We start from the raw sequence: 26,837 nt of genomic DNA, 5'->3' as shown, positions 1-26,837 counted from the left end.
GCGATCACCTAAGCTTGAGCGTGGACAGGCCGATGACGGCGAGGATGATCGAGACGATCCAGAAGCGGATCACGACGGTCGATTCAGCCCAGCCCTTCTGCTCGAAATGGTGGTGGATCGGCGCCATGCGAAACACGCGCCGGCCGGTTCGCTTGAACCAGAACACCTGGATGATGACCGAGGCCGCCTCGAGCACGAAGAGCCCGCCGACGATGCCGAGCACGATCTCGTGATGCGCGGCGACGGCGATCGCGCCGAGCGCGCCGCCGAGAGCCAGGCTGCCGGTATCGCCCATGAACACCGCGGCCGGCGGCGCGTTGAACCAGAGGAAGGCCAGACCCGCGCCCATGATGCCCGTGCACAGGATCGCCAGTTCACCCGCGCGCGGGACGTGGGGAATGCCGAGGTAGACCGCATAGTCGGCGCGGCCCGCGAGATAGGCGATGATCGCGAAAGTGCCCGCGGCGATGATCACCGGCATGGTCGCCAGGCCGTCCAGGCCGTCCGTCAGGTTCACCGCATTGCCAGCACCGACCATGACCACCGCCGCGAAGACGTAGTAGAAGGGCCCCAGCGGTATATAGCGGTTCGACAGGAACGGCACGTAAAGGTTCGTGTTGACCTGGCTGACGATGATGTAGGCCGCGACACCGGCGACGCAGAATTCGAGGAACAGCCGGATCTTGCCCGAAACGCCCTTGTGGCTGCGCTTGGTGACCTTGTCGTAATCGTCAAGGAAGCCGATCGCGCCGAAGCCGATCGTCACGGCCAGGCAGGCCCAGACGAAGGGATTGTTGAGGTCCATCCACAGCAGCATCGAGACGACGAGCGAGATCAGGATCATCAGCCCGCCCATCGTCGGCGTGCCGCGCTTGGCCAGATGGGTCTGCGGGCCGTCCTCGCGGATCGGCTGCCCCTTGCCCTGGCGCACGCGCAGCATGTTGATGAAGCGCGGGCCGATGATCAGACCGATCACCAGCGCCGTCATCATCGCCGCGCCCGCGCGGAACGTCTGGTAGCGGATGAGGTTCGCCAGACCCTCGAAGTGGAAATACTCGGCGAGGAGGTAAAGCATCAGGCGTCCTTGGCAGCGAGAGCCTTCACCAGCGCGCCGAGCCCGACCGAATTCGAGCCCTTGACGAGGATCGCGTCACCGCTCTCCACGCCGAAATCCGCAAGCGCCTGGCCTGCCTCGGCCGGGTTCTGGCAATGGGCGAAGGCGATGGCCTTGCCAAGCGCGGCATTTTCCGATTTCCCCAATTCATCGGCCAGGGCGCGCATCTCGTCGCCGACGAGGACCGCATAGTCGACATGGGCCTCGGCCAGCGGCTCGGCCAGCGCGGCGTGGAAGGCCGGGCCGTGTTCGCCCAGCTCCTTCATCGAACCGAGCACGGCGATGCGGCGACGCGCCACGGTCTTGCCGAGCTGCGCCAGGGTCGCGCGCATAGACGCCGGATTGGCGTTGTAGCTCTCGTCGATCAGCAGCGCCTTGCCCCGACCATCTGGGCCACCATCCTGCGCGGCGATCTCCAGACGAGCGCCGCGACCGGCGAGGCCGGGCATATCGGCCAGCGCGACACCGGCCGCGCCGAGATCGCCACCGGCGGCGCGCACTGCGGCCATGACCGCGAGCGAGTTCATCACCCAGTGCTCGCCGGGTTCGGCGATTGTGTAGCAGAGGCGGCGATCGCCAAGATCGGCAGTGACCAGCGAACCGCCGTTGGCCGCCGCGATCGTGTCGAGCAGGCGGACCTGGGCATGGGCGGCGCGACCGAAGCCGATGACCTTGGCGCCGCAGGCTTCGGCCTTGGCCTTGAGCCGTTCGTAGTGCGGGCTGTCGGCCGGGATGACGGCGACGCCGCCCTCTTCCAGCCCCTCGAAGATCTCGCCCTTGGCGTCGGCGATCGCCTCTTCGCTGCCCAGCATCTCGATATGCGCGGGCGCGATCGTCGTGACGACCGCGACGTGCGGGCGCACCTGGCGCGTCAGCGCGGCGATCTCGCCCGAATGGTTCATGCCCATCTCGAAGATGCCGAAGCGGCTGCGCGAGGGCATGCGCGCGAGGCTCAGCGGCACGCCGACGTGGTTGTTGTAGCTCTTGACCGAGCGGTGCGCGGCGCCGCGGCTCGAGCGGTCGAGCGCAGCGAAGATCGCCTCCTTGACCCCGGTCTTGCCGACCGAGCCGGTGACGCCGATGACCTTGGCCGAACTGCGCGCGCGGGCGGCCTTGGCCAGGGCTTCGAGCGCCGCGGTGGTGTCGTTGACCAGGATGTGCGGATAGTCGACCGGGCGATCGACCACGGCAGCGGCGGCGCCCTTGGCGAAAGCGGCTTCGAGGAAGCGGTGGCCGTCCATGCTTTCGCCCTTCAGCGCGAAGAACAGGTCACCCGGCATCACGTCGCGGCTGTCGATCTCGACGCCCGAGACCTGGAAGTCGGCATTGGCGACGCCCTTGACGGCGCGCGCGATGGCGATCGCATCCCACAGCGCGAGCGGCAGGTCGTCGGCAATCTCAACAGGCCATTCGAGAATTCGTGCAACCGCAGCCATCATTGTTCCCTTTCGGGAGCGCCCGCGCACTCCCTTGCAACCGAAACGTCGTCGAACGGCAGCACGCGCGTGGCATCGCCACTGCCGATGATCTGCCCCTGCTCGTGCCCTTTGCCGGCCACGAGCACGATGTCCTGCGCCCCCGCCTCGGCGACGGCGGCGGCAATCGCCGCGCGTCGGTCGCCAATTTCGCGTGCGCCGCGCGCACCGGCAAGGACCTGGGACCGGATTACCCCCGGATTCTCGCCGCGGGGGTTGTCGTCGGTGACGATTACGACCTCGGCCTGGCTCGCGGCGACGCGGCCCATCTCGGGGCGCTTGCCCTGGTCGCGGTCGCCGCCGGCGCCGAACACGACGATCAGCCGGCCCGTCACATGCGGCCGCAGCGCGGCGATCGCGGCTTCGAGCGCGTCGGGCGTATGGGCATAGTCGACATAGACCGGCGCGCCGGCGCGGGTGATCGCCGCGCGCTCGAGCCGGCCGCGCACGGGCTGGAGCCGCGACAGCGCGTCGAAGGTCTGCTTCGGATCGCCGCCCGTGGCGATCACCAGCCCGGCCGAGACCAGCGCATTGGCCGCCTGATAGGCACCGATCAGCGGCAGCTTGACGGTATAGGCCGTGCCCGCGTGCTCGATTTCGAGCACCTGGCCGAGCTGACCCGGCTGGCGCGAGGCCAGCCGGATCGCCTCGCCGTTCACCCCCACGGTGAACCGGGTAAGCCCGCGCGCCTGTGCATGTTCAATCGCCTGGGTGGACCAGGCATCGTCGGCCCAGATCACCGCCGTGCCGCCGTCCACGATAACCTCGTCGAACAGCCGCATCTTGGCCGCGAAGTAGTCGGCCATGTCGGCGTGGTAGTCGAGATGGTCGCGGCTGAGATTGGTGAAGGCGCCCGCGGCGACCTTGAGCCCCTCGTTGCGGAACTGCGACAGGCCGTGGCTCGACGCCTCGTAGGCGACGTGGGTCACGCCCTCGCGCGCGAGGCCGGTCATGTTTGCGAGGAAAGTGACGATGTCGGGCGTGGTCAGCCCGGTCGAGACGGTCTCGTCGGGGGTGGTCACGCCCAGGGTACCGATCGAGGCCGCGCGGTGCCCGGCCATGCGCCAGAGCTGGCGCGTCATCTCAACGCAGGAGGTCTTGCCATTGGTACCGGTGACCGCAACGACGGTCTCGGGCACCGGCGAGAAGAACCGAGCCGCGAGGTGCGCGAACGCACGGCGCGGCTCGGAAGCGGAAATGTGGACGGCGCCCTCGACCCGGGCCTCGGGCCGCGCGACGACGGCGACGGCGCCCGCGGCCACCGCGGCGGGAATGAAATCCTCGCCGTTGACCTTGGCGCCCTGGAACGCGCCGAACACCGTGCCCGGGGCGACCTTGCGGTTGTCGATCGCGAAGCCCGTGACCTGAGCGTCACCGCTCGCAGGCAGCGCGATCCCGGCAGCCTGGGCGAGCGCGTCGAGCCTCATTCCTCGGCTCCCGCGGGGATCAGCGGGGACAGCTCGGAAATGTCGATGTCGCGCGTCTCGTCGGGCATCACGCCGACCAGCGGGCCGATGCGCGGGACGACGCGGCCGACGATCGGCGCGGCGTTCCAAGCGGCGGTGCGCTGGAACGAGCTGGCCTGGGTGCCCTGCGGCTCGTCGAGCATGGCGATGACGACGAAGCGCGGGCGATCCATCGGGAAGGCCGAGGCAAAGGTCGCGACCAGCGAGGTCTTGCGATAGCCGCCGGCGCCGGGCTTTTCGGCCGAGCCGGTCTTGCCGCCGACGCGGAAGCCCGGCGCGTCGGCCTTGCGGCCGGTGCCGTCCTCGACGATCATCCGCAGCAGCTGGCGCATCCGCGCGCTGGTCGACGCCTTGAACACGCGGCGCCCCGCCGGCACCTGCGCCGGGGTCAGCTTCTGCAAGGTCGCCGGGCGCCAGATGCCACCGTTGACCAGCGCGGCATAGGCCGAGGCGAGGTGTAGCGGCGTGACGGCAATGCCGTGGCCGTAGGATACGGTCATCGTCGTGATCAGCGACCAGCCGCCGTCACGGGCCTCGCCGCGCGGCCAGAGCGGGAAGCCGCGCGCGGGCAGCTCGATGTAGGGGCGCTCGTTCATGCCCAGCGCGCGCATCGTCGCGTTGAGCCGTGCCGGCCCCAATTCGTCGGCGACGTGGGCGGTGACCACGTTCGACGAATGGATCAGCGCCTCGGGCACGTTGAGCGAGGCGCCCATCGCGTGGCTGTCGCGGATGGTGAAACCGCCGATCTGGAACGGCGCGGCCGGATAGCGACGCGCCATCGACGTGACCGTGCCCGCGTCGATCGCCGAGGCGACGGTGATCGGCTTGAAGGTCGAGCCGAGCTCGTAGACCTGGTTGGTCACGCGGTTGAAGATGTTGGGAGTGGAGGCCTCGTCGATCAGGTTGGGGTTGAACGAGGGCAACGAGGCCAGCGCGACGACTTCGCCGGTGTCGACGTCGAGGATGATGCCCGCGGCGCCCTTGGCATTGGTCTCGCGCATGCCGCGGCCGAGCTCGTCCTCGAGTGCACCCTGGACGCGCAGGTCGATCGACAGCATCTGCGGCGTGCCGCGCGTGGCGGGATCGGTCAGCTTGTCATTGAACACCTGCTCCATGCCGACCTGGCCCTTGCCGTCGGCGCCGACGAAGCCGAGGATGTGCGCGGCCATCGAGCCCTGCGGATAGAACCGCTGGTTCTCGCGCGGGAACTCAAGCGCGGGCTCGCCGATCGCGTGGATCTTGTTGGCGTCCTCGGGCAGGATGCGGCGGCGCAGGTAGCCGGGCTCGCCCGAGGCCAGCCGCGCGGTCAGCTTGGCCTGGTCCATGTCGGGGAACAGGCGCACCAGCGCGGCGGCGACTTCGGCGGGCGACTTGACCAGTGGCGAGCCGCCCTCGCCCAGCGCCTTGGGATTGTACCACAGCGCATAGGCGTTGAACGCGCGCGCCAGCGGCACGCCGTTGCGATCGACGATCTCGCCGCGGCTGGGCAGCAGCGCGTCGGCCATGGTCGCGGGTCCGCGCGACGGCTCGAACACGCCGAGGAAGGCGATACGCACGAGCGCGCAAAGCGCGATCATGCCGAACAGGGTCAGCACCCAGAGCATGCGCCACTTCGCCACGACCAGCGAGCGCTGGCGCACGTTCACCAGTTGGCGACGGCCGGTGCTGATCGTGGTGACGGCAACCGCGGTCATTCGACGCTGGCCTCGTCTCTCACCGAGGTTTTCACGGGCTTGCGCGTCGAACGCAGTTCGATCCGCGCGAGGCGGTCCTTGAGGTCCGACGCCTCGGCCGGCTTGCGCGTGCCGCCCGCGGGCATTTCGGCGGCGATCGCCTTGCCGCTGAGCGGCGAGACCATGGCCGGGAAGGCCGAACCTTCATCCTCGTCGGCGAGGTCGGCATGCGCGACGCGGATCGGCGACGGCGCATTGGGCCCGCGCTCCTTGCCGAGCACGGCGAGCTGACGCTCGCCCTCGATGTACTGGCCGGCCTTGGGCGCCTCGTAGCCGAATTCGACGTCGTTGACCGCGCGCAGCTGCTGCTGGTTGGCGCGCGTCTCGAACTCGGTCTCGAGCGCGAGCTTCTCCTGCTTGAGCGCGACGATCTGGCGCTCGGCCAGGCGGACCTGGCTCTTGATCGCATTGACGCGGAAGGTGAGCACCAGGGTCAGCGCGGCGCAGACCGTGAGGATCACGGCCCAGCCGATCGAACGGACGCGGTCGCGGGTCAGGTTCATGCCGCTCTCCTCTCGCGTGCAGGACTGTCGGTGCGGGTGGCGGCGCGGAGCGTCGCCGAGCGGGCGCGGGGGTTGCGCGTCACTTCGGCGTCCGACGGCCGCGCCGCCTTCGCGATCTGCGCGAAGGTCGCCGGCACCTTGGCGGCGACGGCGGGCAGGTGCCGCGAGGTCGAGGCCACGGCACCGCTGGCGTCACGCAGGAATTGCTTCACGATCCGATCTTCGAGGCTGTGGAAGCTGACGATGGCGAGCCGGCCGCCCTCCTTGAGCAGCGCCTCGGCAGCGAACAGCCCGTCGCTCAGCTGGTCGAGCTCGGCGTTCACGTGGATACGGATTGCCTGGAAGCTGCGCGTCGCGGGGTCCTTCGACGGGCCCGAGCTGCCCTTGTAGTTGGGGCTGTAGCCCAGCGCCTTGCGCACGACATTGGCCAGTTCGCCGGTGGTCGACAGCGGCCGCGCCGCGACGATCGCGCGCGCCACCCGGCGCGACTGTCGCTCTTCACCAAACTGGAACAGGACGTCGGCAATTTCGCCCTCGGGGGCGTCGTTCAAGAAATCGGCGGCGCTCAGGCCTTCTTGCTCCATCCGCATGTCGAGTGGACCGTCGACCGCGAAGGCGAATCCGCGCGCCGGCTGATCCAGTTGCATGGACGACATGCCGACATCCATGGCAACGCCGTCGACCCGCGATATCCCCGCCTCGTTGAGCGCGGCGACCATTTCGGAGAAGCGGCGCGGGTGGAGCACCAGCCGCGGCGGGTTCTCCTGCGTCTCGGGCCAGAGACGGCCGGCGGCGATCGCATCGGGATCGCGGTCGAAGGCGTGGACCGTCGCGCCCGCGGCGAGCAGCGCACGGGTATAGCCGCCGGCGCCGAAGGTCGCGTCGACGATGACCGAGCCGGGCGCCGGCGCGAGCGCGGCGACGACTTCATCGAGCAGGACGGGAATGTGCGGGAGGCCGGGACCGCTCATGCCGCAGCTCCCTTCGCCTTGGCCTTGCCCAACGCCTCGGCGGCGAGCTGGCGGCAGGCGGCCTGCGCGCCTTCCCAGCCCTGCCCCATCGTCGAGAGCTGCTTGGGGCTGAAGATCACGAAGAACTGGCCCGCGCCCTGGAAATAGAGCTGGTCGTCGACGCTGGCGAGTTCGGCCAGGTATTCGGGCAGGACGAAACGGCCGCTGTCGTCGAAGGGCAGCTGGGCGAAGCCGTTGAGCTGGAGACCGCGCAGTTCGCGGTCGAAATCATGGCCACGCTTGGCGGCGAGGTCTTCCTCGCGATCGAGCTGCACCTCGAAGCCATCCTTGCGCGAGAGGCCGAAGCCGATCAGACAGGGCCAGCGATCGTGCTTGTCGAGGCAGAGGATCGCCTTGTCGCCGCTCGAATCCTTGACCGTCTTGCGGAACTGCGGGGGCAACACGAACCGGCCCTTGTCGCGCAAGAGCGAAAAGCCGGTGCCGTTGTAGTTGTATGGCTGCGACGCCATCTGCCCCTAAGTCCCCGTGAGGGTTGCCCTAAAAACCGGCACGACTTCTCCACCACTGGCCGCGCGTTTTGCGACCGGCTGACCGCGTCGTGGCGACGCGGCGGGTTCATCCGTTCCGATAGGATTTCCTCTTACCGTTAGAGGGGGATTCAGAAAAGGGCTTTTCGGGGATTTTCCGGGAAAAGGCGGAAAATTCTGCTTCAAACCGGTCGAGATACCCGGGAACCTTTATCCAGTCTCTTTTTGTTCTACTTTATATCATTGTAAATAAAAGAATTTTCGATTCATCCCGAAATCCCGTCATTTTCCGCCCTTCGACCAATGTCTAGTCCCGGCCGGGCGTTACGGGAAAATACGGGGCCAGCGCTGAAAAGCGCAGAAAACCGCGAGATCGTGCCAGAAGAGGGTGATTTTACGCCGGGCCGTCCCCGAGCGTGCGGCGACCTCGCGCTGCGCCGAACGCAGCCCTTCCCGTAATTTCCCGGATCGGAGTCGCAGCGCCGCGGGACGCCCGCGGGTTACTTCTTGGCGGCAGCCGCAGTGGGATCGGCGGCGGGCACGACGCCGATGTCGGCGAGCGGATCGCTCGCAGCCTTGGCGACCGGGCTCGGCGGCACGATGTAGGGCGGCGCCTCGGCCTCTTCGGCCATGCGTGCGCGATCCATGATGATGTTGGCGAGGCCGACGAGCAGCAACATGGCAGCAAGCCCGAACAGGCCGATCTGCAATCGGTGGACGGCCTGGGCACGCAGCACGCGTGCCAGCGAAGGCACGTTGGGCTGGGGCGTTGCGACCGGCTCCACCAGATTCGACTGGATTTTTTGCGCCATTACGCTCTGTTTAGTCGATCAGGCGAGACGGATCAAGCGAGCCAGGGGAAGACCGGAAGCTTCTTCGATTCGAGCCATTCGCGATTGTACAGCGAGGACAGGTACCGGAAGCCCGTATCGCACAGGATCGTGGCCACGCGCGGGTTCTGTTTCCCCTGCGCCTTGAGCTGCTTACCCAACGCCACAGCCCCCGCGACGTTGATGCCCGAGGACAGGCCGAGGCACAGCCCTTCCTCCTTGAGCAGCCGCGCGACCCATTCGAGGCCTTCCTCGTCGGAGATGCGGAACTGGGTGTCGATCGGCGCGCCTTCGAGGTTGGCGGTGATGCGCCCCTGGCCGATGCCCTCGGCGACCGAGGAGCCTTCGGCCTTGAGCTCGCCTTCGGCGTAGTACGAATAGAGCGCGGCGCCGTGCGGATCGGTCAGCGCGATCGTGATCTTGTCGTCGAACTCCTTCAGCCCCAGGCCGACGCCGGCGATCGTCCCGCCGGTTCCCGCGGCGCAGGTGAAGCCGTCGATACGGCCCTCGAGCTGCTCCCAGATCTCGGGCGCGGTGCTCTCGATGTGCGCCTTGCGGTTGGCGATGTTGTCGAACTGGTTGGCCCAGATCGCGCCTTCGGTCTCCTCGGCCAGGCGGCGCGAGGTGTGGACGAAATGGCCGGGATTCGAGAATGGCGCGGCGGGGACCAGCACCAGCTCGGCGCCGAGCGCGCGCAAGGTGTCCATCTTCTCGCGCGACTGGGTCTCGGGCATGACGATGACCGTCTTGTAGCCCAGGGCATTGGCGACGAGCGCGAGGCCGATGCCGGTATTGCCGGCCGTGCCCTCGACGATCGTGCCGCCCGGCTTCAGCGTGCCCTTGGCCTCGGCATCGCGCACGATCCACAGCGCCGCGCGGTCCTTCACCGAGGCGCCGGGATTGGCGAATTCGCACTTGCCCCAGATCTCGCAACCGGCCGCCTCGCTCGGCCCCTTGAGCAGGACGAGCGGCGTATTGCCGATGAGATCGAGCGAAGAGGGCTGAGCTTTGGGTGCAGTCATGCGTGACGAGGTAGAGCGGCGGGCGCGCGGGATCAATGCCCTCGCGCGGCCCGACCGTTCTTCATCATCCACACCCCGAGCCGACCCGGCCCCGGCGCGGATGAGATCAGCAATCAGTCTTCCTGAGCGATCGTGACCTTGAGGCCTTCGAGCGCGTCGGTCACCGGCACCTGGCACGACAGGCGCGAATACTCGTTGCGGTGGTCCGAGCTGTCGAGCAGATCATTCTCGTCCTCGGACATCGCCGGGATCTTGTCCATGAAGGCGGGGTCGATGTGGACGTGGCAGGTGGCGCACGAGCAGCAACCGCCGCAGAGCGCGAGGAGCTCGTCGAAGCCGTTGTCGCGGATGACTTCCATCAGCGTGCGACCCAGAGGGGCCTCGACGCCGCGTTCCGCACCGGCCTGGTCGACGACAGTAATCTGCGGCATGTCCCTAATTCCCCTTTGATACATTCTATATCGGTGATGGATTCCGGCCGGGCGACTAATCGCTGCCAAGGCCTTTGGCAAGCTGGCTTTAGCACCCTATGGCATGGCGAGGTTGTCGGCAAATGAACGGGCCGGAGGACGAAAACACGATGGGCTTGCAAGCTGAAGTGCTACGCGAAGGACTGGATGCGATCGCCGCACGCGAACCCGCCATCGCCCGGGCCCTGCGGATCGCCGGCTATCCCGAACCGCGGATTCGCGCAACAGGTTATGCGACACTACTTCGCACAATTGTCGGCCAGCAGGTCAGCGTCGCCGCCGCCGCCTCGGTCTGGGCCAAGCTCGAAGCCCTGCTCGGCGAGGACATGGCGGCCGAAGCCCTGCTCGCCGCCGACTTCGATTCGCTGCGTGCCTGCGGGCTTTCGCGCCAGAAGCAGGGCTATGCACGCTCGCTCTGCGAACTGGTCACCAGCGGCCAGCTCGATCTCGAGAACCTGCCCGCCGACGACGAGGAGGCGATCGCCCAGCTCGTCCAGATCAAGGGCATCGGTCGCTGGTCGGCCGAGATCTACCTGCTCTTCGCCGAGGGCCGGCCCGACATCTGGCCCGCGGGCGATCTCGCGGTCCAGGCGGGACTGCACAAGCTACTCGGCCTCGACGAGCGCCCCAGCGAGAAGCTGACGCGCGAACTGGCCGAGACCTGGCGCCCGCACCGCGGCGCTGCGGCGATCTTCACCTGGCACGTCTACAACAACCCGGCGCTATGAGGCTGGCCCTCTAGCGGCCCAAAAAAGGGGGCGAGGATGACCAAGGCGATCTTCATCACCGGCGGCGCCTCAGGCATCGGCCGGGCGGTGGCGCGGCTCTTCGCCGCACGCGGCTGGCGCGTCGGCCTCGGCGACGTCGACGCGGCGGGCATGGCCGAAACGCTGGCCGGCCTGCCCGCCGGTGCAGGATCGGCCCATCCGCTAGACGTCCGCGACCGGACACAATGGGACGCGACGCTGGCCACCTTCGCCGATCTGGCCGGGCGCATCGACGTGGTCTTCAACAATGCCGGGATCGCCTATGGCGGCCCGCTGCTTGATCATTCGGACGAGGAGATCGATCGGCTGATCGCGGTCAACTTCCGCGGCGTGCTGCACGGCGCCCGCGCCGCCCATGCCCACCTCAAGCGCACCGCGCCCGGTTCGTGCCTACTCAACACCGCCAGTGCCGCCGCGCTCTACGGCACGGGCGGGCTGTCGGTCTATTCGGCGACCAAGTTCGCGGTCCGCGCGGTGACCGAAGCGCTCGACTGCGAATGGGAGGCCGATGGCATCATGGTCCGCTCGCTGATGCCCAGCTTCATCGATACGCCGCTCCTCGCGGGACCGGCCAATGCCACGACCAACCGCGCCAAGCGCGACGCCGTGGTCGCGGCGGGACTCGAATTCACGCCCGTGGAAGTCGTCGCCGAAGCCGCCTGGGCCGCGGTCCACGGCAAGCAGCTGCACACCCTGGTCGGCAAGACCGCGCGCAAGTTGGCCTTCGTGGCCAAATGGGCGCCGGGCCTCGCCCGCCAGCGCGGCAAGCGGATCGTGGGAAGTTAGACGAATCCGTCGATCAGCCGCGCCAGCTTGACGTCGCGCTGGCTGAGGCCGTCGGCGTCGTGGGTGGTCAGGGTGATCTCGACGCGGTTGTAGACGTTGAACCATTCGGGGTGGTGATCGGCCTTCTCGGCCTCGATCGCGACGCGCGTCATGAAGCCGAAAGCCTCGGCGAAATCGGCGAACTTGAGCTTGCGCACGATCGCGAGGCCGTCTTCGCGCAGCTCCCAACCGGTCAGTTCCGCCAGCGCGGCAGCACGCTGTTCGTCGGTCAGGCGGGGGATGGTCATCAGCGCTCTCCTTGGCAGGGCGCGACCATTCCCCTATCGCCAGCGCCGATGCAAGCCGCCTGCCTCGTCGCCTGGGAACTCTATTGCCGCCGGGGCGACCGCTTGCTGTTCGGTCCGCTCGACCTCTGGCTCGAACCCGGCGAGGCTCTGCACCTGACCGGACCCAACGGCATCGGCAAGACCAGCCTGATCCGCATGCTCGCCGGCCTGCTCCGCCCTTTCGTCGCCTATGACATGGGCTCGAGCGCGATGGGATCGATCACCTGGCAGGGCAGCTTCGCGCTGCAGGACGAGCGCCCGGCGCTCGATCCGCACCTGCCGCTGGGCCAGGCGCTGGCCTTCTGGCAGCGGCTCGACGGACACGCCGCCCCGCTCGATCGCCCGCTCGAACGCCTCGGCCTTTCGCACCTGCTCGACGTGCCCGTGCGCTATCTGTCGACCGGGCAGAAGAAGCGCGCCGCGCTCGCCCGCGTCATCGGCCAGCGCGCCGACCACTGGCTGCTCGACGAGCCGCTCAACGGCCTCGACCGCGACGGCGTGGCGCTGGTCGAGGCACTGATCGCCGAACGCCGCGCCGAGGGCGGCACGGTGATCATCGCCTCGCACCAGCCGGTGGTCATGCCCGGCGCGAAGACCATCGACCTGCGCGATCATCCGGCATGAGCCAGCTCGCCGCCCTGCTCCGCCGCGACCTTTCGCTGCTGCTGCTCGGCCGGCGCGGCGGCCCCGTGCTGCCCGTGCTGTTCTTCCTCGCCGTGGCGATGCTGTTCCCCTTCGCGGTCGGCCCCGACGCGCAGCTCCTCGCGCGCACCGGCGGCGGGGTGATCTGGGTGGCGGCGCTGCTCGCCGCGATCCTGCCGCTCGACCGGCTGATCGAACCCGACATCGAGCTCGGCATGTTCGACCAGTGGGCGCTGCGCGGGATTTCCGAGGAATCGATCGTCGCCGTGCGCATCCTCGCGCACTGGCTGAGCTTCGGCCCGCCGCTGATGCTGACAAGCCTGATCGCCGCGGCACTGCTGGGGCTCGACGGCGAGAGCCTGCGCAAGGTCGAGATCGGCCTGCTGGTCGGGACCCCGGGCCTCGCCGCGCTCGGCGTCACCGTCGCGGCGCTGACCGCGGGCTTGCGCGGCGGCACCGCGCTGGCCGGCCTCCTCGTGATCCCGCTCGCCGTGCCGCTGTTGATCTTCGGCGCGGGCAGCCTCGCCGTCGGCGGCGACAGCGGGCTGGCCCTGACCGGCGCGGTCAGCCTCGTGCTGCTCGCGATCGCGCCATTTGCCGCCGGCGCGGCGATCCGCGGGGCGCGCGGGTAATCAGCTATAGGGCGGCTTGTGCAGCCCCTTCGGGCTCAGGGTGAAAATCTCGCAGCCCGTCTCGGTGATGCCGATCGAATGCTCGAACTGCGCCGAGAGCGAGCGGTCGCGCGTCACCGCCGTCCAGCCGTCTTCGAGCAGCTTCACCGGCGGCTTGCCGAGGTTGATCATCGGCTCGATCGTGAAGAACATGCCGGGCTTGAGCTCGGGCCCGGTGCCCGCGCGCGCGGCGTGGATGATCTCGGGCGCGTCGTGGAACAGGCGGCCGAGGCCGTGGCCGCAGAACTCGCGGACCACGCCATAGCGGTTCGCTTCGGCATAACGCTGGATCGCCGCGCCGATGTCGCCGACGCGGTTGCCGGGCTTGGCCTGCTCGATGCCGAGCATCAGGCACTCGTGCGTCACGTCGACCAGCCGCTTGGCCTTCAGCGAGACGTCGCCGACGAGGAACATGCGGCTCGAATCGCCGTGCCAGCCGTCGAGCAGCGGGGTCACGTCGATGTTGACGATGTCGCCGTCCTTGAGCGTCTTGTCCGACGGAATGCCGTGGCAGACGACGTGGTTGATCGAGACGCAGCACGAATGCGCATAGCCGCGATAGCCGAGCGTCGCTGGCGCGGCGCCGCCGTCGAGCGTCATCTGGCGCACGACGTCGTCGATCTCTTCGGTCGAGACGCCGGGCTGGACCATCGGCGCCAGCGCGTCGAGGATCTCGGCGGCGAGGCGGCCGGCCTTGCGCATGCCTTCGAAGGCCTCGGGCCCGTGCAGCTTGATCGTGCCGTCGCGCAGGACGGTCTCGTCGGCAGTGACGATCTGATACTGAGTCATCCCGCGCATGTAGCGACAACGGCCCCGAATTGCGAGGGGCCGAGATCGCCCCGGGCGATCAGCGTTTCGCCACGAAGGTCGAGCGGAATTCGGGCTTCACCGCCGCGAGCACCGCAGGGGTGACCGGCAGGGTCACCTCGTAGTTGCCCTCGGCATAGGGGCCCGCCTCGTAAGGCGCGATCAGCACGCCGATGCGATCGAAGGCCTTGCGGTTCGAGGAACCGAGGATGATCGTCGACTCGGCGGGGTCGATGCACTTGGAGAACTCGGGGATCGCATCGCCGATGGGCTCGCCGCCGCGCTTCTTGGCACGTTCGCGATCGAGCGCGGCGCAGAAGTCCTGACGGATCGCCTGGGTCAGCGCCGCCTTCGAGGTGAACATGTCGATCGGCTTGCGCCGCTGGTTCGCCTGACGGTCCCAGACCAGCGCGTCGAAGCCGTGGTTCGGGTGCGCACCGCCCTGATAGTCGCTGATGTCGGCGGACAGGCTGAGCCAGCCGGGCAGATCGGTAACCACCTTCCATTCGACCCAATTGCCCAGCGGGTTGAACGGAAAGCCTTCCTTCTTGCTCTCGGCCTTCTGCCCCTCGGCATTGCTGGCCAGTTCGGCCTGCGCCTTCTCGAGTTCGTCGTCGAGCTGCTTCTTGAGATCGGCGATGGCCCCGGCGGCAGCCGGGTAGGAATAGGCGAATTCGTAGAGCGGATTGCTCAGCTTGACCTCGCGCGCACCGCCCGGCCGAGCCGCGCCGGCCTCGCTCGGCGCCGCGACCGTGGGCACGACTGCCCCCTTGCTGGCCAGCGCCGCCGGGGTCTCCTGCCTCTCCTTCGAGCAGCCCGCGACGAGCATTCCCAGCGCGACGGCAGACAACAGAGCGGTTCGGGAGATCGTCATTCGTGCTTTTTCCTCTCGCAACGGCGGGCGCCATTCGGCAAAGCTCTGCAGCACAATGTCCGACAAGCACTCTTTGATCCAGCCCGACCGCGGGCAGCCGGCCACGCCGATCCATCTCGTCGACAAGAAGCGCCTCGCCGACTTCACCAAGACGCTCTCCGCACCGCAGCGCGCGACCTTGGCAGCGCAGAAGTTCGAGGGCGATGGCTATGCCCACGCGATCGTGCCTGATGGCGACGCCTGGTTCGTCGTCGCCGGGGTCGCCGATCCGGCCAGGCTCTCGTCCTGGTGCCTGGCCAAACTCGCCGAAATCCTGCCCGCCGGAACCTATCGCCTGGCAGATGCCGAGCCCGGCGCGGCGCTGCTCGGCTGGGCCACGGGCCAGTATCGCTTCGATCGCTACAAGGCGGACAAGCCCAAGGAAGGCCCACGCGTGCTGCTGACCAAGGAGGTCAAGGCGATCGATCCTGCCCTGGCCGAGGCCGCGGCGACCGCGCTGGTCCGCGACCTGGTCAACACCCCCGCCGAGGACATGGGCCCGGCCGAGCTCGAGGCCCAGGCCGAATCGCTGGCCAAGACCTTCAACGCCGAACTGCGCGTCACCCGCGGCGACGTGCTCGAACGCGAATATCCGATGATCCACGCGGTTGGCCGCGCCGCCGAGCGCGCCAAGGCCCCGCGGCTGATCGAGCTCGAATGGGGCGATCCCCAGCACCCGCGGATCGCCGTGGTCGGCAAGGGCGTCTGCTTCGATTCGGGCGGGCTCGACATCAAACCCTCGTCGGGCATGCTGCTGATGAAGAAGGACATGGGCGGCGCCGCGCATGCGCTCGCCCTCGCCCGGCTGATCATGGAGAGCGGGCTCAAGGTGCGGCTGCACCTGCTCGTTCCCGCGGTCGAGAACGCGATCGCGGGCAACGCCTTCCGCCCTGGCGACGTGCTGCGCTCACGCGCCGGCATCTCGGTCGAGATCGGCAATACCGACGCCGAAGGCCGTCTGATCCTCGGCGACGCGCTCACCCGCGCGGGCGAGGACAAGCCCGAGTTCATCCTCGACTTCGCGACCCTGACCGGCGCCGCGCGCTCGGCGCTCGGCCCCGACCTGCCCGCGCTGTTCACCCGCGAGGACGCGACCGCCGAAGCTCTGCTCCAGGCCGGCGAGGCCTGCGACGATCCCGCCTGGCGCCTGCCGCTGTGGAACGGCTACCGCGAATACCTGAAGTCCGACGTGGCCGACCTCAACAACTCCTCGCCCAACGCCTTCGCCGGCGCGAGCGTGGCCGCGCTGTTCCTCGATCGCTTCGTCCCCGACGGCATCGACTGGGCCCATTTCGACACCTTCGCCTGGCGCCCGGCGAGCAAGCCCGGCCGTCCCAAGGGTGGCGATGCGCTGGGCCTGCGCGCTTCGTGGAAGCTGCTCCAGGCGCGCTACGGCTGACGCTGCCGCCGTGACCAGCCCGACCATGCCGCGCTCGCGCGTCTACGCGATGCTGCTGATCGTGCTGCTGCTGTGGGCCGGCAATTCGATCGTCGGCCGCGCGATCCGCGAGGACATTCCGCCGCTCACGCTCGCGCTGTTCCGCTGGTCGGGCGGGGTACTGCTGCTGCTGCCTTTCGCCTGGCACCACATCCGCGCCGAGCGCGCGGTGATCAAGGCGAACTGGCCGATGATCCTGCTGCTCGGCGCGGCGGGCATCGGCGCGTTCAACGGACTGCTCTATTCGGGCCTGCGCGAGACGACCGCGAGCAATGCCTTGCTGATCCAGGCCGCGATCCCCGCGCTGGTCTTCCTGTTCGACTTCCTGTTGTTCCGCAGCATCCCCCGCCCGGCGCAGCTTGTTGGCGTCGCGCTCGCCGCGGTCGGCGTGGCGACGATCATCTTCGAGGCCGATCCGGCGCTGCTGCTCGCGCTCCAGTTCGGGCGCGGCGATCTGCTGGTGCTGATCGCGGTCACCGCCTGGGGTTTCTACACCTCGATGCTGCGCCGGCGCCCGCCGATCCACCCGCTGGCTTTCCTGGCGCTGACCTTCATGATCGGCGTCGCCGCCATGCTGCCCGGCGCGCTGCTCGAATGGCAGCACGAGACGATCAAGTGGTCGCCCGCGGTGATCGGCGCGATCGTCTACGTCGCGGCCTTTCCCTCGCTGATCGGCTATCAGATGTTCAACCGCGCCGTGGCGGAGATCGGCGCCGCCGATACCGGCCAGGTCATCAGCCTGCAGCCGCTGATCGGTGCGGCGCTGGCCGCACTGCTCCTCGGCGAAGCGCTCCACGCCTATCATCTCGCCGGCATGGTGCTGATCCTGCTGGGAATCGCGATCCCGATGCTGCGCCGAAACAATTGAGCCGCTGCCGCATTGCTGCCATCACGGTCGGGACTGAGGTGCGGCGATGTCAGGCGAAGGCGAGGATAGGTCGGAGATGGACAGCGTCGCGAGCCTGATCCTCTCGCGCGACTGGCAGGCCTCCCCGATCGGCCCGCCCGAAACCTGGTCCACCAGCCTCAAGACCACCGTCGGCATGCTGCTGCGCGCCCATGCCGAGATCGTGCTGTTCTGGGGGCCCGAATTCGTCGCGCTCTACAACGATTCCTATGCGCCGACGATCGGCGACAAGCACCCGCGCGCGCTGGGCCGACCGGCGCGTGAGAACTGGGCAGAACTGTGGGACGATCTCGAACCGCTGCTGCGCGGCGTCTACGAGACGGGCGAAACCTTCTCGGCCAAGGACCGTCCATTCTACCTCGAACGCCACGGCTACGGCGAGACCGTCTATTTCGACATCTCCTATTCGGCCGTGCCCGATGACGACGGCGCAATCGGCGGGGTGCTCTGCATCGTCGCCGAGACCACCGAACGCCACCGTGCCGACGAGCACGTCCGGCTGGTCGTGCACGAACTCAACCATCGCATGAAGAACAACCTGGCGATGGTGCAGTCGATCGCGCGGCAGACTTTCCGCCATTGCGACGACATCCCCGATGCGCAGGATCGCTTCTCCGCGCGGCTGATCGCCCTCGCCCAGGCCAACGACATGCTCACCGGCGAACGCGGCACCGGCGCCAGCCTGCGCGCCGCCGTCGCCCAGGCCGTCGCGCCCTATCAGCCCGGCGAGAGCCGCATCGAACTGATCGGCCCCGAAATCCTGCTTCCCCCGAAGACCGCGCTGACCTTGACCCTGGCGATGCACGAACTCTCGACCAATGCGGTCAAATACGGCGCCTGGTCGAACGATCGCGGCACGGTCACCGTCACATGGTCGCGCAGCAACGCAAGCGATGGAGCGGAACGCCTGCACATCGAATGGCACGAGAGCGATGGCCCGCCGGTCGTACCGCCCGCGCGGCGCGGCTTCGGCTCACGGCTCATCGAGCGCGGCCTCGCGGGGGAACTCGACGGCGAGGTCGAACTGATCTTCGCCGAGAGCGGCCTGCGCTGCACGGTCGACGCGCCTCTGCCATCCACGAAGAAGACCTGAGGCGCGTCCTTAGATCTCGACGCAGATCTTGCCGAAGTGCGTCCCCGATTGCAGGTGGCCGAAGGCCCCGGCCAGATCCGCCAGCGGAAAGATGCTGTCGATCACCGGGCGGATGCCAGCAGCCTCGATCCCGCGAACCATGTCGATCTGATCGCGGCGACTGCCGACGGTGACCGCCTGCAGGTTCAGCCGCTTGGCCTGGACCACGGCGAAGGGCATCGTGTCGATCTGGAACCCGCCGACCGCGCCGATGATCGCGATATGCGCGCCGGTGCGCGCGGCGACGAAGGACTGGGCGATCGTGTTCGGACCGCCGACCTCGATGACGTGGTCGACGCCGAGCCCACCGGTCAGCGCCAGCACGGCCTCGCCCCACTTCTCGTTTGCGCGATAGTCGATCACATGATCCGCGCCGAGCACCTTCAAGCGTTCGAGCTTCTCCGCGCTGCTCGAGGTCGCGATCACCGTGGCGCCCGCGGCCTTGGCGAACTGCAGCGCGAACAGCGAGACGCCGCCCGTCCCCTGGACCAGCACGGTCGCGCCGGGCTTGACCCGGCCGTCGGTGACCACCGCGCGCCAGGCCGTGACGCCGGCGCAGGTCAGCGAAGCGCTCTCGGCAAAGGAGAAGCCCGCCGGCGCGCGCGTGAAATGCGTCGCGGGCCGTGTCGTCTCCTCGCAGGCGAAGCCGTCGGCCGGGCCGCCGGGGCTGTTGGTCATCGCGCTCTTGTCGATATGCCCGTCGAGCCAGTTCGGGTGAAAGGTGCTGACGACGTGGTCGCCGGGCGCGAACTCGCTCACGCCCGCACCCACGGCGATCACCTCCCCGGCGCCGTCGGACAGCGGGATCAGCCCGTCGGCGACGGGAAAGAAGCCGCCGATCACCAGACCGTCGCGGAAGTTGAGCGCGGCGGCACGCACGCGGACCTTGATCTCGCCGGCCCCGGGCGGCGGCACTTCGACCGTCTCCGTCCGAAAATTGTCGAGGCTCGCCGGCTGGCGTAGGCGCATGGCTCTGGTCATCGTCTTCCCATCCTTTTCAAGCGCCAGGCCCTAGCAGGCGCAGCCAACGCGGACTTGACCGATTCGGTCGCGGGGCGCAGCGCATATCGCCATGCCGATCCGGCGAATCGCCCTCGAACTTGCGTCGATGCCATGACCGATATAAGCGCGCCGATCTTCGATTTTCCGGGAAGCCAGCATTTGTCAGCACTCGACGGCCATACGCGTATTGATCTCCCCACCGGCATGCTCTCGCTTTCGGGTCCCAGCGTGACCGCTGAGGCGGGCCATCTGCCCGTGCGTGGCGACCTTGCGCATATCAAGCTCGCCGGGCGCTACTTCGTGCCGCACTATGCCGTGCCGATGCCGCACACGGTCGCCGCAGCGGGCACCGCGCTGCGCGCCGCGGGCAAGCCCGAAGCCGAAGTGATCTGCGCCCTGCCCGGCGGCAGCGTATTCGACGTGCTCGACATCGCCGGCGGCTGGGCCTGGGGGCAACATGGCGAGGACGGGCCGGTCGGCTACGTTCCGCTCGCCGATCTGGAAGGCGCCGCCTAATGACCCAGGGCCTGATGACCAACAGCGTGTTCATCGACGGCGCGGTGGGCACCACCGGCCTGGAAATCGCCGAGCGGCTGGCCGGTCGCGGCGAATTCAGCCTGATCACGCTGCCCGAGGAACGCCGCAAGGACGACGCCGCGCGCGCCGAGGCGCTGAACGCCGCCGACTTCGTCATCCTCTGCCTGCCCGACGATGCCGCCAAGGCCGCCGTGGCGATGATCGACAACGACCGCACTCGCGTGATCGACGCCTCTTCGGCGCACCGCGTCGCGCAGGGCTGGACTTATGGCTTCCCCGAAGTCGTCGGCCGCGACACGGTCGCATCGGCGATGCGCGTCAGCAATCCGGGCTGCTATCCGACCGGCTTCATCGCCCTGCTCGCGCCGCTGATCCGCCAGGGCCTGCTGCCCTCGGACTGGCCCTATGTCTGTCACGCCGTCTCGGGCTATTCGGGCGGCGGCAAGGCGCTGATCGGCCGGTTCGAGGACGATACCGACATCGCCTTCCGCGACTATGGCCTGGCGCTCGGCCACAAGCACGTCCCCGAGATGACCAAGCTCGCAGGAATCGCCCATGCGCCGGTCTTCGCGCCGGCGGTGATCCCCGCGCATCGCGGCATGGTCGTCGAAGTGCCGCTGCATCTGGGCATGATGCCGCGCTCGGCGCCGACCGACGGGCTGCGCGACTGCCTCGCCGATTTCTACGCCGGCAGCGCGGTCGTCCGCGTCCACGCCGACACGCCCGACGAACTGCTGCTGCGCCGTTCGATGGCGCCCAGCGATCGGCTCGACCTCTACGTCTTCGGCGCCAAGGACGGCAGCCAGGCGCGGCTGGTCGCCGTGCTCGACAACCTCGGCAAGGGGGCGAGCGGCGCGGCCGTGCAGAACCTGAACCTGATGGCCGGGCTGCCCGAAACCGCGGGTCTCGCCCTCTAGCCACAGCGATCGCGCCAGCCGATCCGCCCGACGCCAGCCGGCGTTCGGGGCGCCTGATCGTGCATGCCGACCGACCAATCGAATGATTGCTCAATTTATAGGCAGACATGCCCGAAATTTAATCACCGAATTGCGCGGTCGGGCGTGCAAAAATGTCGTGATTTCGCATGATCTCGGTCGAATCGCGCGATTCCGCTCTTCCCCGCGCCTCCGCCTTTGCTTAAACGGCCCCCATAGCTCTGGCACGATTCTTGATAGATCGTAAACGGGGCACTTGGACGGCCGGGCCGCTCGATCTTCCGTTCGGAAGAGGCGGTGCCGGTTCAATGCGCGGGGGTTTCTAAGCCGTGAAGAAAATCGAAGCGATCATCAAGCCGTTCAAGCTGGACGAGGTGAAGGAAGCCCTTCACGAAGTCGGCGTGTCCGGCATCACGGTTACCGAGGCGAAGGGCTTCGGCCGCCAGAAGGGCCACACCGAGCTCTATCGCGGCGCCGAATACGTCGTCGACTTCCTGCCGAAGGTGAAGCTCGAGGTCGTCGTGCCCGACACGCTGGCCGACCGCGTGGTCGAAGCGATCGCCGCAGCCGCTCAGACCGGCCGCATCGGCGATGGCAAGATCTTCGTGATCCCGATCGAAAGCGCCGTGCGCATCCGCACCGGCGAGCGTAACGAAGACGCGATCTAATCCCGTTTGCGGCAGGCCGTTCGCCATTCGGCCGGACTGTCGCACTCCCGTATCAACTGACTTCTAACAGGGCTCCAGCCGGAGCAACGTGAAAGGCGAAGAATGAGCAAGGCAAGCGACATCCTCAAGCGGATCAAGGAAGAAGAGATCGAGTGGGTCGATCTGCGTTTCACCGATCCCAAGGGCAAGTGGCAGCACCTGACCATGGTCGCCGGCCTCATCGGCGAGGATGAGCTGGAAGACGGCCTGATGTTCGACGGTTCGTCGATCGAAGGCTGGAAGGCCATCAACGAGTCGGACATGATCCTCAAGCCCGACCTCGACGCCGTCTATATCGATCCGTTCTCGGCCACGCCGATGCTGATCGTGGTCTGCGACATCGTCGAACCTTCGTCGGGCGAGCTCTATGCGCGTGACCCGCGCTCGACCGCCAAGCGCGCCGAAGCCTTCGTCAAGTCGTCGGGCGTGGGCGACACCGTCTACGTCGGCCCCGAGGCCGAGTTCTTCCTGTTCGACGACGTCAAGTTCTACGACGGCTACGACGGCAACGGCTTCAAGATCGACGACATCGAGCTGCCGACCAACTCGAACCGCGACTACGACGGCGGCAACCTCGCCCACCGTCCGCGCGCCAAGGGCGGCTACTTCCCCGTCGCGCCGGTCGACTCGTGCGTCGACATCCGCGGCGAGATGGTCTCGACCATGATCGAGATGGGCCTCCCCTGCGACAAGCACCACCACGAGGTCGCCTCGGCTCAGCACGAGCTCGGCCTGACCTTCGGTACGCTCGTCCAGACCGCCGACCGCATGCAGGTCTACAAGTACGTCGTGCAGCAGGTCGCTCAGGCCTATGGCAAAACGGCAACCTTCATGCCGAAGCCGATCAAGACCGACAACGGTTCGGGCATGCACACCCACATCTCGATCTGGGAAAAGGGCAACCCGCTGTTCGCCGGTAACGGCTATGCCGGTCTGTCGGACATGTGCCTGTACTTCATCGGCGGCGTCATCAAGCACGCCAAGGCGCTGAACGCCTTCACCAACCCGACCACCAACAGCTACAAGCGCCTGGTGCCGGGCTATGAAGCCCCCGTTCTGCTCGCCTACTCGGCCCGCAACCGTTCGGCCTCGTGCCGCATCCCCTACGGCTCGGGTGCCAAGGCGAAGCGCGTGGAATTCCGCTTCCCCGACGCGATGGCCAACCCCTACCTGTGCTATGCAGCCCTGCTGATGGCCGGCCTGGACGGCATCAAGAACAAGATCCACCCGGGCGACGCCATGGACAAGAACCTGTACGACCTGCCGCCGGCAGAGCTCGCCCAGGTTCCGACCGTCTGCGGCTCGCTGCGCGAAGCGCTGGAATCGCTCGAAGCCGACCACGACTTCCTGATCCAGGGCGGCGTCTTCACCAAGGACCAGATCGATGCCTACATCGAACTGAAGTGGCCCGAAGTGATGCGCTGGGAAACCACGCCGTCGGCCGTCGAATTCGACATGTACTACAGCCTCTGATCGAGGTTTAACGGTCACCGAGGAGGGCGTCCGGAGCGATCCGGGCGCCCTTTTCTTTACCCCACGGGAAACCACGCATGAAGCTCGGCATCCTCCAGACCGGCCAACCGCCCGCAGGGCTGGAAGGATTCGGTGGCTATCCGGCGATGTTCGAGAAACTGCTCGGCGAAGCGGCCTACGACTATGCGGTCTACGACCTGCAGGCCGGCCAGTGGCCCGATCGGGTCGAGGCTTGCCCCGCCTATCTGCTCACGGGTTCGGCAAGCGGCGCCTACGAGGACCTGCCGTGGATCGGCCAACTCACCGCCTTCCTCCAGCAGGCACGCGGCAAGGCCGCGCTCGTCGGCATCTGCTTCGGCCACCAGATCATGGCGCACGCCTTCGGCGGCAAGGTTGTCCAGTCACCCAAGGGCTGGGGACAGGGTGCGCACCGCTATGAGGTTCTGAGAGACGAGCCCTGGCTCGACGGCGCGAAGACGATCACCCTGCCCGCCTCGCACCAGGATCAGGTCGTGGGACTTCCCCTAGGCGCCGAGGTGATCGCCGCCAGCGCCTTCTCGCGCTTCGGCATGCTCGCCTATCGCGACCAGCCGGCGATCTCGCTCCAGCTTCACCCCGAGTTCGAACCCGACTATGCGACGGCGCTAGCCGAAACCCGCCGTGGCAACGGCCTCGACGACGCCCAGGTCGATCGCGCGGCGGCAAGCCTGCGCGAGCCGAACGACCGGGCGAAGGCCGCCGGCTGGATCCAGAGCTTCCTGGCGATGACGGTGCGGGGCGAGTAGCCCTCTCACCCTAGGGCCGGCAGGCTCAGGAAAACAGCTGGGCGGAGAGCTGCGCGGTGCGCGCGCGGCGGTGGGCGATCGCCTGGTCGGCGCTGGTCATCTGCCAAGCCACCGCGTTGCGGCTCCTGGTTGCCGGGCCGTAGCCGCGCAGCGAGGCCAGGGTGAACCACTTGTGCGCTTCGAGCAGATCGTCGCGCGAGCATTTGCCCGAGGCGAGGGCGATGCCGAGATCGAAACAGGCGCCGGCGTTGCCTTGCATCGCCTCTGCCATGCGGCTTTCGATAAGGAGTCGTGCTTCCGGATTGCTGCGAGCCATGGCGGCCTCCGATGTCCTTGTTCCTATGTTTCGAAACATAGTTAAAGCCACCGCGGCACGCCATTTGGCCGATGGTCGAAGCGCCCCCCGACAATGGTCGAAGAAAGCGGTGTCACGCCTCGACAGATGCCCCGCGCGGGCAATCGGGCCGGTGATTTTTCTGATATGCAGAGTGTCGGGAGGCCGATTTGCTCTTCCCGCGAACCGCCGAAATCTCAGGCGAGTCGGTACTGTTCCTGGCCGCCGGGCATGCCGTCCTTGTTGCTGCCTTCGAGCGCCGGCGCTTCGTCGCGGCGCGTGTTGGCGGCGCCGTGGATCAGGCGGTCCTGCTCCTCGGCCGAAATGCGTTCCCAGCCGTTGCGGCCGAGGCGTTCCATCGGGCGATAGCGCACCTTGTACTGCATCCGCGCCGAACCTTCGACCCAGTAGCCGAGGTAGACGAAGGGCAGGCCCATGTCCTTGGCGCGTTCGATATGGTCGAGGATGATGTAGTTGCCGAGGCCCTCGCGCGTCGTGTGCTCGGGCTCGTAGAACGAGTAGATCATCGACAGGCCGTCGCCCTGCTTGTCGGTCAGGCAGGCGCCGACCAGCTTGCCCGGCGTCACACCGTCGGCCGAAGGCTCGCGATATTCGATGACGTAGGAGGTGACGGGCGTGTGCTCGACCATGTCGGCATAGTCGACCTCGTCCATCGTCGCCATGCCGCCGCCGGGATGGCGCGCACCGAGATAGCGCTGGAGCAATTCGAACTGCTCGCTGGTCGACCAGGGGCGGCACAGGGTGGCGATCAGATCGCCGTTGCGCTTGAGGTTGCGCTTCTGGGTCGACGAGGCGGCGAATTCCTCTGCCACCACGCGAACCGAGACGCAGGCCTGGCAATCGAGGCACGAAGGGCGATAGGCGACCGTCTGGCTGCGGCGGAAACCGATGCGGCCGAGCGCGTCGTTGAGCGCATCCGAATGCGGCCCCTTGAGCTCCGTGAACACCTTGCGCTCGCTACGGCCCGGAAGATAGGGGCACGGCGCCGGGCTGGTGACGAAGAACCGGGGAAAGCGAACGGGTGCCGTCACGGGCGTCAGAGGTCCTCTACCTGGTCAGCACGCCGATCCGCACTGCCTTCCCGAACTATGCATCGGGCATGGGGGAGTTCAAAGTCTTTTAACCATATTTTGTGGTCGGCGGGCATTTCTTTACACAAGTGTCTCGGAGCGAGGCACTTGCCACATGACAGGTAAACCGGCGAGCAAGCACCGGTTCCCGCTCGAAAAATGCCCGCTCAACGCCTCGCCGGACACCCGGCTCAGTTCAGCTCCATCTGGCCGACTTCGAAGCCTTCGGCACGCAGCGCCTCGACCAGCGCGTTAAGCTGTTCACTATCACGCGCCTCGCACTCGATCTCGGTCACGAGTCCCTTGGCCGGCAGGTGCGTGAACACGCGCTGGTGGACAATTTCGACGATGTTGACGTTGTAGCGATAGAACACCTGGCTGACGCGCATCAGCGAGCCCGGACGATCTTGCAGCACCAGCCGCAGCCGCGCGAGACGACCCGACCGCGCGAGATCGCGCAGCAGGACGTTGGCCAGCAGCCGCGTGTCGATGTTGCCGCCCGAGAGGACGATACCGACCTTGCGCCCGCGGAAATGCTCGGGATAGGCGAGCACCGAGGCGAGACCGGCGGCGCCGGCGCCTTCGACCACGGTCTTCTCGATCTGCAGCAGCAGCGCCAGCGCGCCTTCGATCTGATGCTCGCTGACCAGCAGGAATTCATCGAGCAGTTCGCCGAGCACCACCGAGGTCATCTTTCCCGGCTCGAACACCGCGATGCCTTCGGCCAGAGTGTCGCCGCCGACCGGCCGCGTCGCGCCCTTGAGCAGGTTGAACATCGACGGATAGAGTTCGGCCTCGACGCCGATCAGCTGGATGTCGGGGTTGATGTCGCGCGCGACCACACCCATGCCCGATGCCAGGCCACCGCCGCCGACGGGGATCGCCAGGACTTCGAGATCGGGCACGTCCTCGAGCATCTCGAGCGCAACGGTTCCCTGCCCCGCGGCGACCTGCGGATCGTCGAACGGCGGCACGAAGGTCAGGCCCAGCTCGGCCTCGAGCTTGCGGGCATGGATCAGGGCCTCGTCGAAGCTCTCGCCTTCGAGCACCACGGTACCGCCGACGGCCTCGGTCTGCATCACCTTCACCACCGGCGTCGTGCGCGGCATGACGATCGTGACGGGCATGCCCAGCCGCGTGCCGTGATAGGACAGGCCCTGCGCGTGGTTGCCGGCCGATGCGGCGATGACACCGCGGGCGCGCTGCTCCTCGGTCAGTTGCAGCAAGGCATTGAGCGCGCCGCGTTCCTTGTAGGCGGCGGTGAACTGGTGGTTCTCGAACTTGAGGTAGATCTCGGCGCCGGTGATCGCGCTCAAGGTCTTGCTGTGGAAGGTCGGCGTGCGAACGACCGCGCCGGCAATTCGCCGCGCCGCCGCACGTACGTCGTCGGCAGTGAGCAGGGCATTGTGGCCTGCAACGGGCTTGAGAGCGGCTTCGTTCATGGCGGGGCGCTACCGGAAAGCGGGGAAAATG

29 protein-coding genes are annotated in these 26,837 nt (G+C 67.7%); 12 read left to right on the top strand and 17 right to left on the bottom strand.

Annotation, left to right across the window (positions count from 1 at the left end):
- Positions 1–4: 4 nt before the first annotated feature.
- The 10 genes from mraY to OLX23_RS15460 form a co-directional block, all read right to left on the bottom strand.
- Positions 5–1,075, bottom strand: coding sequence for a phospho-N-acetylmuramoyl-pentapeptide-transferase (mraY, locus tag OLX23_RS15505; protein ID WP_264445921.1), 1,071 nt, complete (start codon positions 1,073–1,075; stop codon positions 5–7).
- On the bottom strand, positions 1,075–2,550 hold the full coding sequence (locus OLX23_RS15500) for a UDP-N-acetylmuramoyl-tripeptide--D-alanyl-D-alanine ligase (RefSeq protein ID WP_264445920.1): 1,476 nt from the start codon (positions 2,548–2,550) through the stop codon (positions 1,075–1,077). The genes mraY and OLX23_RS15500 overlap by 1 nt, the downstream gene beginning before the upstream one ends.
- Positions 2,550–4,016 carry a UDP-N-acetylmuramoyl-L-alanyl-D-glutamate--2,6-diaminopimelate ligase gene (locus OLX23_RS15495; RefSeq protein ID WP_264445919.1) on the bottom strand — a complete coding sequence of 489 codons (1,467 nt, stop codon included), beginning with the start codon at positions 4,014–4,016 and terminating at the stop codon, positions 2,550–2,552. The genes OLX23_RS15500 and OLX23_RS15495 overlap by 1 nt, the downstream gene beginning before the upstream one ends.
- Positions 4,013–5,749: a peptidoglycan D,D-transpeptidase FtsI family protein gene (locus OLX23_RS15490; protein ID WP_264445918.1), complete on the bottom strand. Its 1,737-nt coding sequence runs from the start codon at positions 5,747–5,749 to the stop codon at positions 4,013–4,015. The genes OLX23_RS15495 and OLX23_RS15490 overlap by 4 nt, the downstream gene beginning before the upstream one ends.
- A complete protein-coding gene (locus OLX23_RS15485) occupies positions 5,746–6,291 on the bottom strand; it encodes a hypothetical protein (protein ID WP_264445917.1) in 546 nt (181 codons plus the stop codon). Before OLX23_RS15485 ends, OLX23_RS15490 begins: the two co-directional genes overlap by 4 nt.
- Positions 6,288–7,262 carry a 16S rRNA (cytosine(1402)-N(4))-methyltransferase RsmH gene (gene rsmH / locus OLX23_RS15480; protein WP_264445916.1) on the bottom strand — a complete coding sequence of 325 codons (975 nt, stop codon included), beginning with the start codon at positions 7,260–7,262 and terminating at the stop codon, positions 6,288–6,290. Before rsmH ends, OLX23_RS15485 begins: the two co-directional genes overlap by 4 nt.
- Positions 7,259–7,771, bottom strand: coding sequence for a division/cell wall cluster transcriptional repressor MraZ (locus tag OLX23_RS15475; RefSeq protein ID WP_264445915.1), 513 nt, complete (start codon positions 7,769–7,771; stop codon positions 7,259–7,261). The genes rsmH and OLX23_RS15475 overlap by 4 nt, the downstream gene beginning before the upstream one ends.
- 518 nt (positions 7,772–8,289) lie before the next feature.
- Positions 8,290–8,601 (bottom strand): hypothetical protein, encoded by a 312-nt coding sequence (locus tag OLX23_RS15470; protein ID WP_264445914.1) that lies wholly within the window; start codon positions 8,599–8,601, stop codon positions 8,290–8,292.
- A 32-nt stretch (positions 8,602–8,633) separates the two neighbouring features.
- Positions 8,634–9,641 carry a cysteine synthase A gene (locus OLX23_RS15465; RefSeq protein WP_264445913.1) on the bottom strand — a complete coding sequence of 336 codons (1,008 nt, stop codon included), beginning with the start codon at positions 9,639–9,641 and terminating at the stop codon, positions 8,634–8,636.
- Between the two features lie 113 nt (positions 9,642–9,754).
- On the bottom strand, positions 9,755–10,072 hold the full coding sequence (locus OLX23_RS15460) for a 2Fe-2S iron-sulfur cluster-binding protein (RefSeq protein WP_264445912.1): 318 nt from the start codon (positions 10,070–10,072) through the stop codon (positions 9,755–9,757).
- A 149-nt stretch (positions 10,073–10,221) separates the two neighbouring features.
- Between OLX23_RS15460 and OLX23_RS15455 the strand changes: the two genes are divergently transcribed.
- Both OLX23_RS15455 and OLX23_RS15450 read left to right on the top strand, forming a co-directional pair.
- Positions 10,222–10,839, top strand: coding sequence for a DNA-3-methyladenine glycosylase family protein (locus tag OLX23_RS15455; protein ID WP_264445911.1), 618 nt, complete (start codon positions 10,222–10,224; stop codon positions 10,837–10,839).
- Between the two features lie 36 nt (positions 10,840–10,875).
- The gene (locus OLX23_RS15450; RefSeq protein ID WP_264445910.1) at positions 10,876–11,664 is read left to right on the top strand and encodes an SDR family oxidoreductase; all 789 of its coding nucleotides are present in this window, start codon (positions 10,876–10,878) and stop codon (positions 11,662–11,664) included.
- Here OLX23_RS15450 and OLX23_RS15445 read toward each other — a convergent pair.
- On the bottom strand, positions 11,661–11,951 hold the full coding sequence (locus OLX23_RS15445) for a 4a-hydroxytetrahydrobiopterin dehydratase (protein ID WP_264445909.1): 291 nt from the start codon (positions 11,949–11,951) through the stop codon (positions 11,661–11,663). The genes OLX23_RS15450 and OLX23_RS15445 overlap by 4 nt on opposite strands.
- Positions 11,952–11,999: 48 nt before the next feature.
- On the opposite strand from OLX23_RS15445, the gene ccmA reads away from it, so the two are divergent.
- Together ccmA and ccmB are read left to right on the top strand one after the other, a co-directional pair.
- Positions 12,000–12,614, top strand: a complete 615-nt coding sequence (gene ccmA / locus OLX23_RS15440) for a heme ABC exporter ATP-binding protein CcmA (RefSeq protein WP_264445908.1) — start codon at positions 12,000–12,002, stop codon at positions 12,612–12,614.
- Positions 12,611–13,264, top strand: a complete 654-nt coding sequence (gene ccmB / locus OLX23_RS15435) for a heme exporter protein CcmB (RefSeq protein ID WP_264445907.1) — start codon at positions 12,611–12,613, stop codon at positions 13,262–13,264. Before ccmA ends, ccmB begins: the two co-directional genes overlap by 4 nt.
- Here the strand turns inward: ccmB and map are convergent, their stop codons facing one another.
- Both map and OLX23_RS15425 read right to left on the bottom strand, forming a co-directional pair.
- A complete protein-coding gene (map, locus tag OLX23_RS15430) occupies positions 13,265–14,092 on the bottom strand; it encodes a type I methionyl aminopeptidase (protein WP_264446263.1) in 828 nt (275 codons plus the stop codon).
- Between the two features lie 58 nt (positions 14,093–14,150).
- Positions 14,151–14,984, bottom strand: coding sequence for a DUF4163 domain-containing protein (locus OLX23_RS15425; protein ID WP_264445906.1), 834 nt, complete (start codon positions 14,982–14,984; stop codon positions 14,151–14,153).
- A gap of 55 nt (positions 14,985–15,039) precedes the next feature.
- Here OLX23_RS15425 and OLX23_RS15420 point away from each other — a divergent pair, with 55 nt between their 5' ends.
- From OLX23_RS15420 to OLX23_RS15410, 3 genes are all read left to right on the top strand, one after another.
- Positions 15,040–16,422 carry a leucyl aminopeptidase family protein gene (locus tag OLX23_RS15420; RefSeq protein ID WP_264445905.1) on the top strand — a complete coding sequence of 461 codons (1,383 nt, stop codon included), beginning with the start codon at positions 15,040–15,042 and terminating at the stop codon, positions 16,420–16,422.
- A 10-nt stretch (positions 16,423–16,432) separates the two neighbouring features.
- Positions 16,433–17,329, top strand: coding sequence for a DMT family transporter (locus OLX23_RS15415; RefSeq protein WP_264445904.1), 897 nt, complete (start codon positions 16,433–16,435; stop codon positions 17,327–17,329).
- 76 nt (positions 17,330–17,405) lie between these two features.
- Entirely contained in the window at positions 17,406–18,461 is a 1,056-nt protein-coding gene (locus tag OLX23_RS15410) for a sensor histidine kinase (RefSeq protein ID WP_264445903.1), read from the top strand.
- A gap of 9 nt (positions 18,462–18,470) precedes the next feature.
- Here the strand turns inward: OLX23_RS15410 and OLX23_RS15405 are convergent, their stop codons facing one another.
- Positions 18,471–19,481 (bottom strand): zinc-dependent alcohol dehydrogenase family protein, encoded by a 1,011-nt coding sequence (locus tag OLX23_RS15405; protein WP_264445902.1) that lies wholly within the window; start codon positions 19,479–19,481, stop codon positions 18,471–18,473.
- Between the two features lie 132 nt (positions 19,482–19,613).
- Between OLX23_RS15405 and OLX23_RS15400 the strand changes: the two genes are divergently transcribed.
- From OLX23_RS15400 to OLX23_RS15380, 5 genes are all read left to right on the top strand, one after another.
- Positions 19,614–20,018: an SH3 domain-containing protein gene (locus OLX23_RS15400; RefSeq protein WP_264445901.1), complete on the top strand. Its 405-nt coding sequence runs from the start codon at positions 19,614–19,616 to the stop codon at positions 20,016–20,018.
- 14 nt (positions 20,019–20,032) lie between these two features.
- The gene (argC, locus tag OLX23_RS15395) at positions 20,033–20,956 is read left to right on the top strand and encodes an N-acetyl-gamma-glutamyl-phosphate reductase (protein ID WP_264446262.1); all 924 of its coding nucleotides are present in this window, start codon (positions 20,033–20,035) and stop codon (positions 20,954–20,956) included.
- 347 nt (positions 20,957–21,303) lie between these two features.
- Positions 21,304–21,642 carry a P-II family nitrogen regulator gene (locus OLX23_RS15390; protein ID WP_264445900.1) on the top strand — a complete coding sequence of 113 codons (339 nt, stop codon included), beginning with the start codon at positions 21,304–21,306 and terminating at the stop codon, positions 21,640–21,642.
- Between the two features lie 102 nt (positions 21,643–21,744).
- Positions 21,745–23,154, top strand: coding sequence for a type I glutamate--ammonia ligase (gene glnA, locus OLX23_RS15385; protein ID WP_264445899.1), 1,410 nt, complete (start codon positions 21,745–21,747; stop codon positions 23,152–23,154).
- 77 nt (positions 23,155–23,231) lie between these two features.
- Complete coding sequence (locus tag OLX23_RS15380; protein ID WP_264445898.1) at positions 23,232–23,939, top strand: glutamine amidotransferase-related protein; 708 nt, start codon at positions 23,232–23,234, stop codon at positions 23,937–23,939.
- Between the two features lie 25 nt (positions 23,940–23,964).
- Here OLX23_RS15380 and OLX23_RS15375 read toward each other — a convergent pair whose 3' ends face one another.
- The 3 genes from OLX23_RS15375 to OLX23_RS15365 form a co-directional block, all read right to left on the bottom strand.
- On the bottom strand, positions 23,965–24,210 hold the full coding sequence (locus OLX23_RS15375; RefSeq protein WP_264445897.1) for a hypothetical protein: 246 nt from the start codon (positions 24,208–24,210) through the stop codon (positions 23,965–23,967).
- 260 nt (positions 24,211–24,470) lie between these two features.
- On the bottom strand, positions 24,471–25,325 hold the full coding sequence (locus OLX23_RS15370) for an arginyltransferase (RefSeq protein ID WP_264445896.1): 855 nt from the start codon (positions 25,323–25,325) through the stop codon (positions 24,471–24,473).
- A gap of 230 nt (positions 25,326–25,555) precedes the next feature.
- The gene (locus OLX23_RS15365; RefSeq protein ID WP_264445895.1) at positions 25,556–26,806 is read right to left on the bottom strand and encodes a threonine ammonia-lyase; all 1,251 of its coding nucleotides are present in this window, start codon (positions 26,804–26,806) and stop codon (positions 25,556–25,558) included.
- Positions 26,807–26,837: the final 31 nt, after the last annotated feature.

Source organism: Novosphingobium sp. JCM 18896 (assembly GCF_025938095.1).
In the GTDB taxonomy this organism is placed as follows: domain Bacteria; phylum Pseudomonadota; class Alphaproteobacteria; order Sphingomonadales; family Sphingomonadaceae; genus Novosphingobium.
Note: the sequence above shows the minus strand (reverse complement) of the source record. Positions and strands in the feature narration are given on the sequence as shown.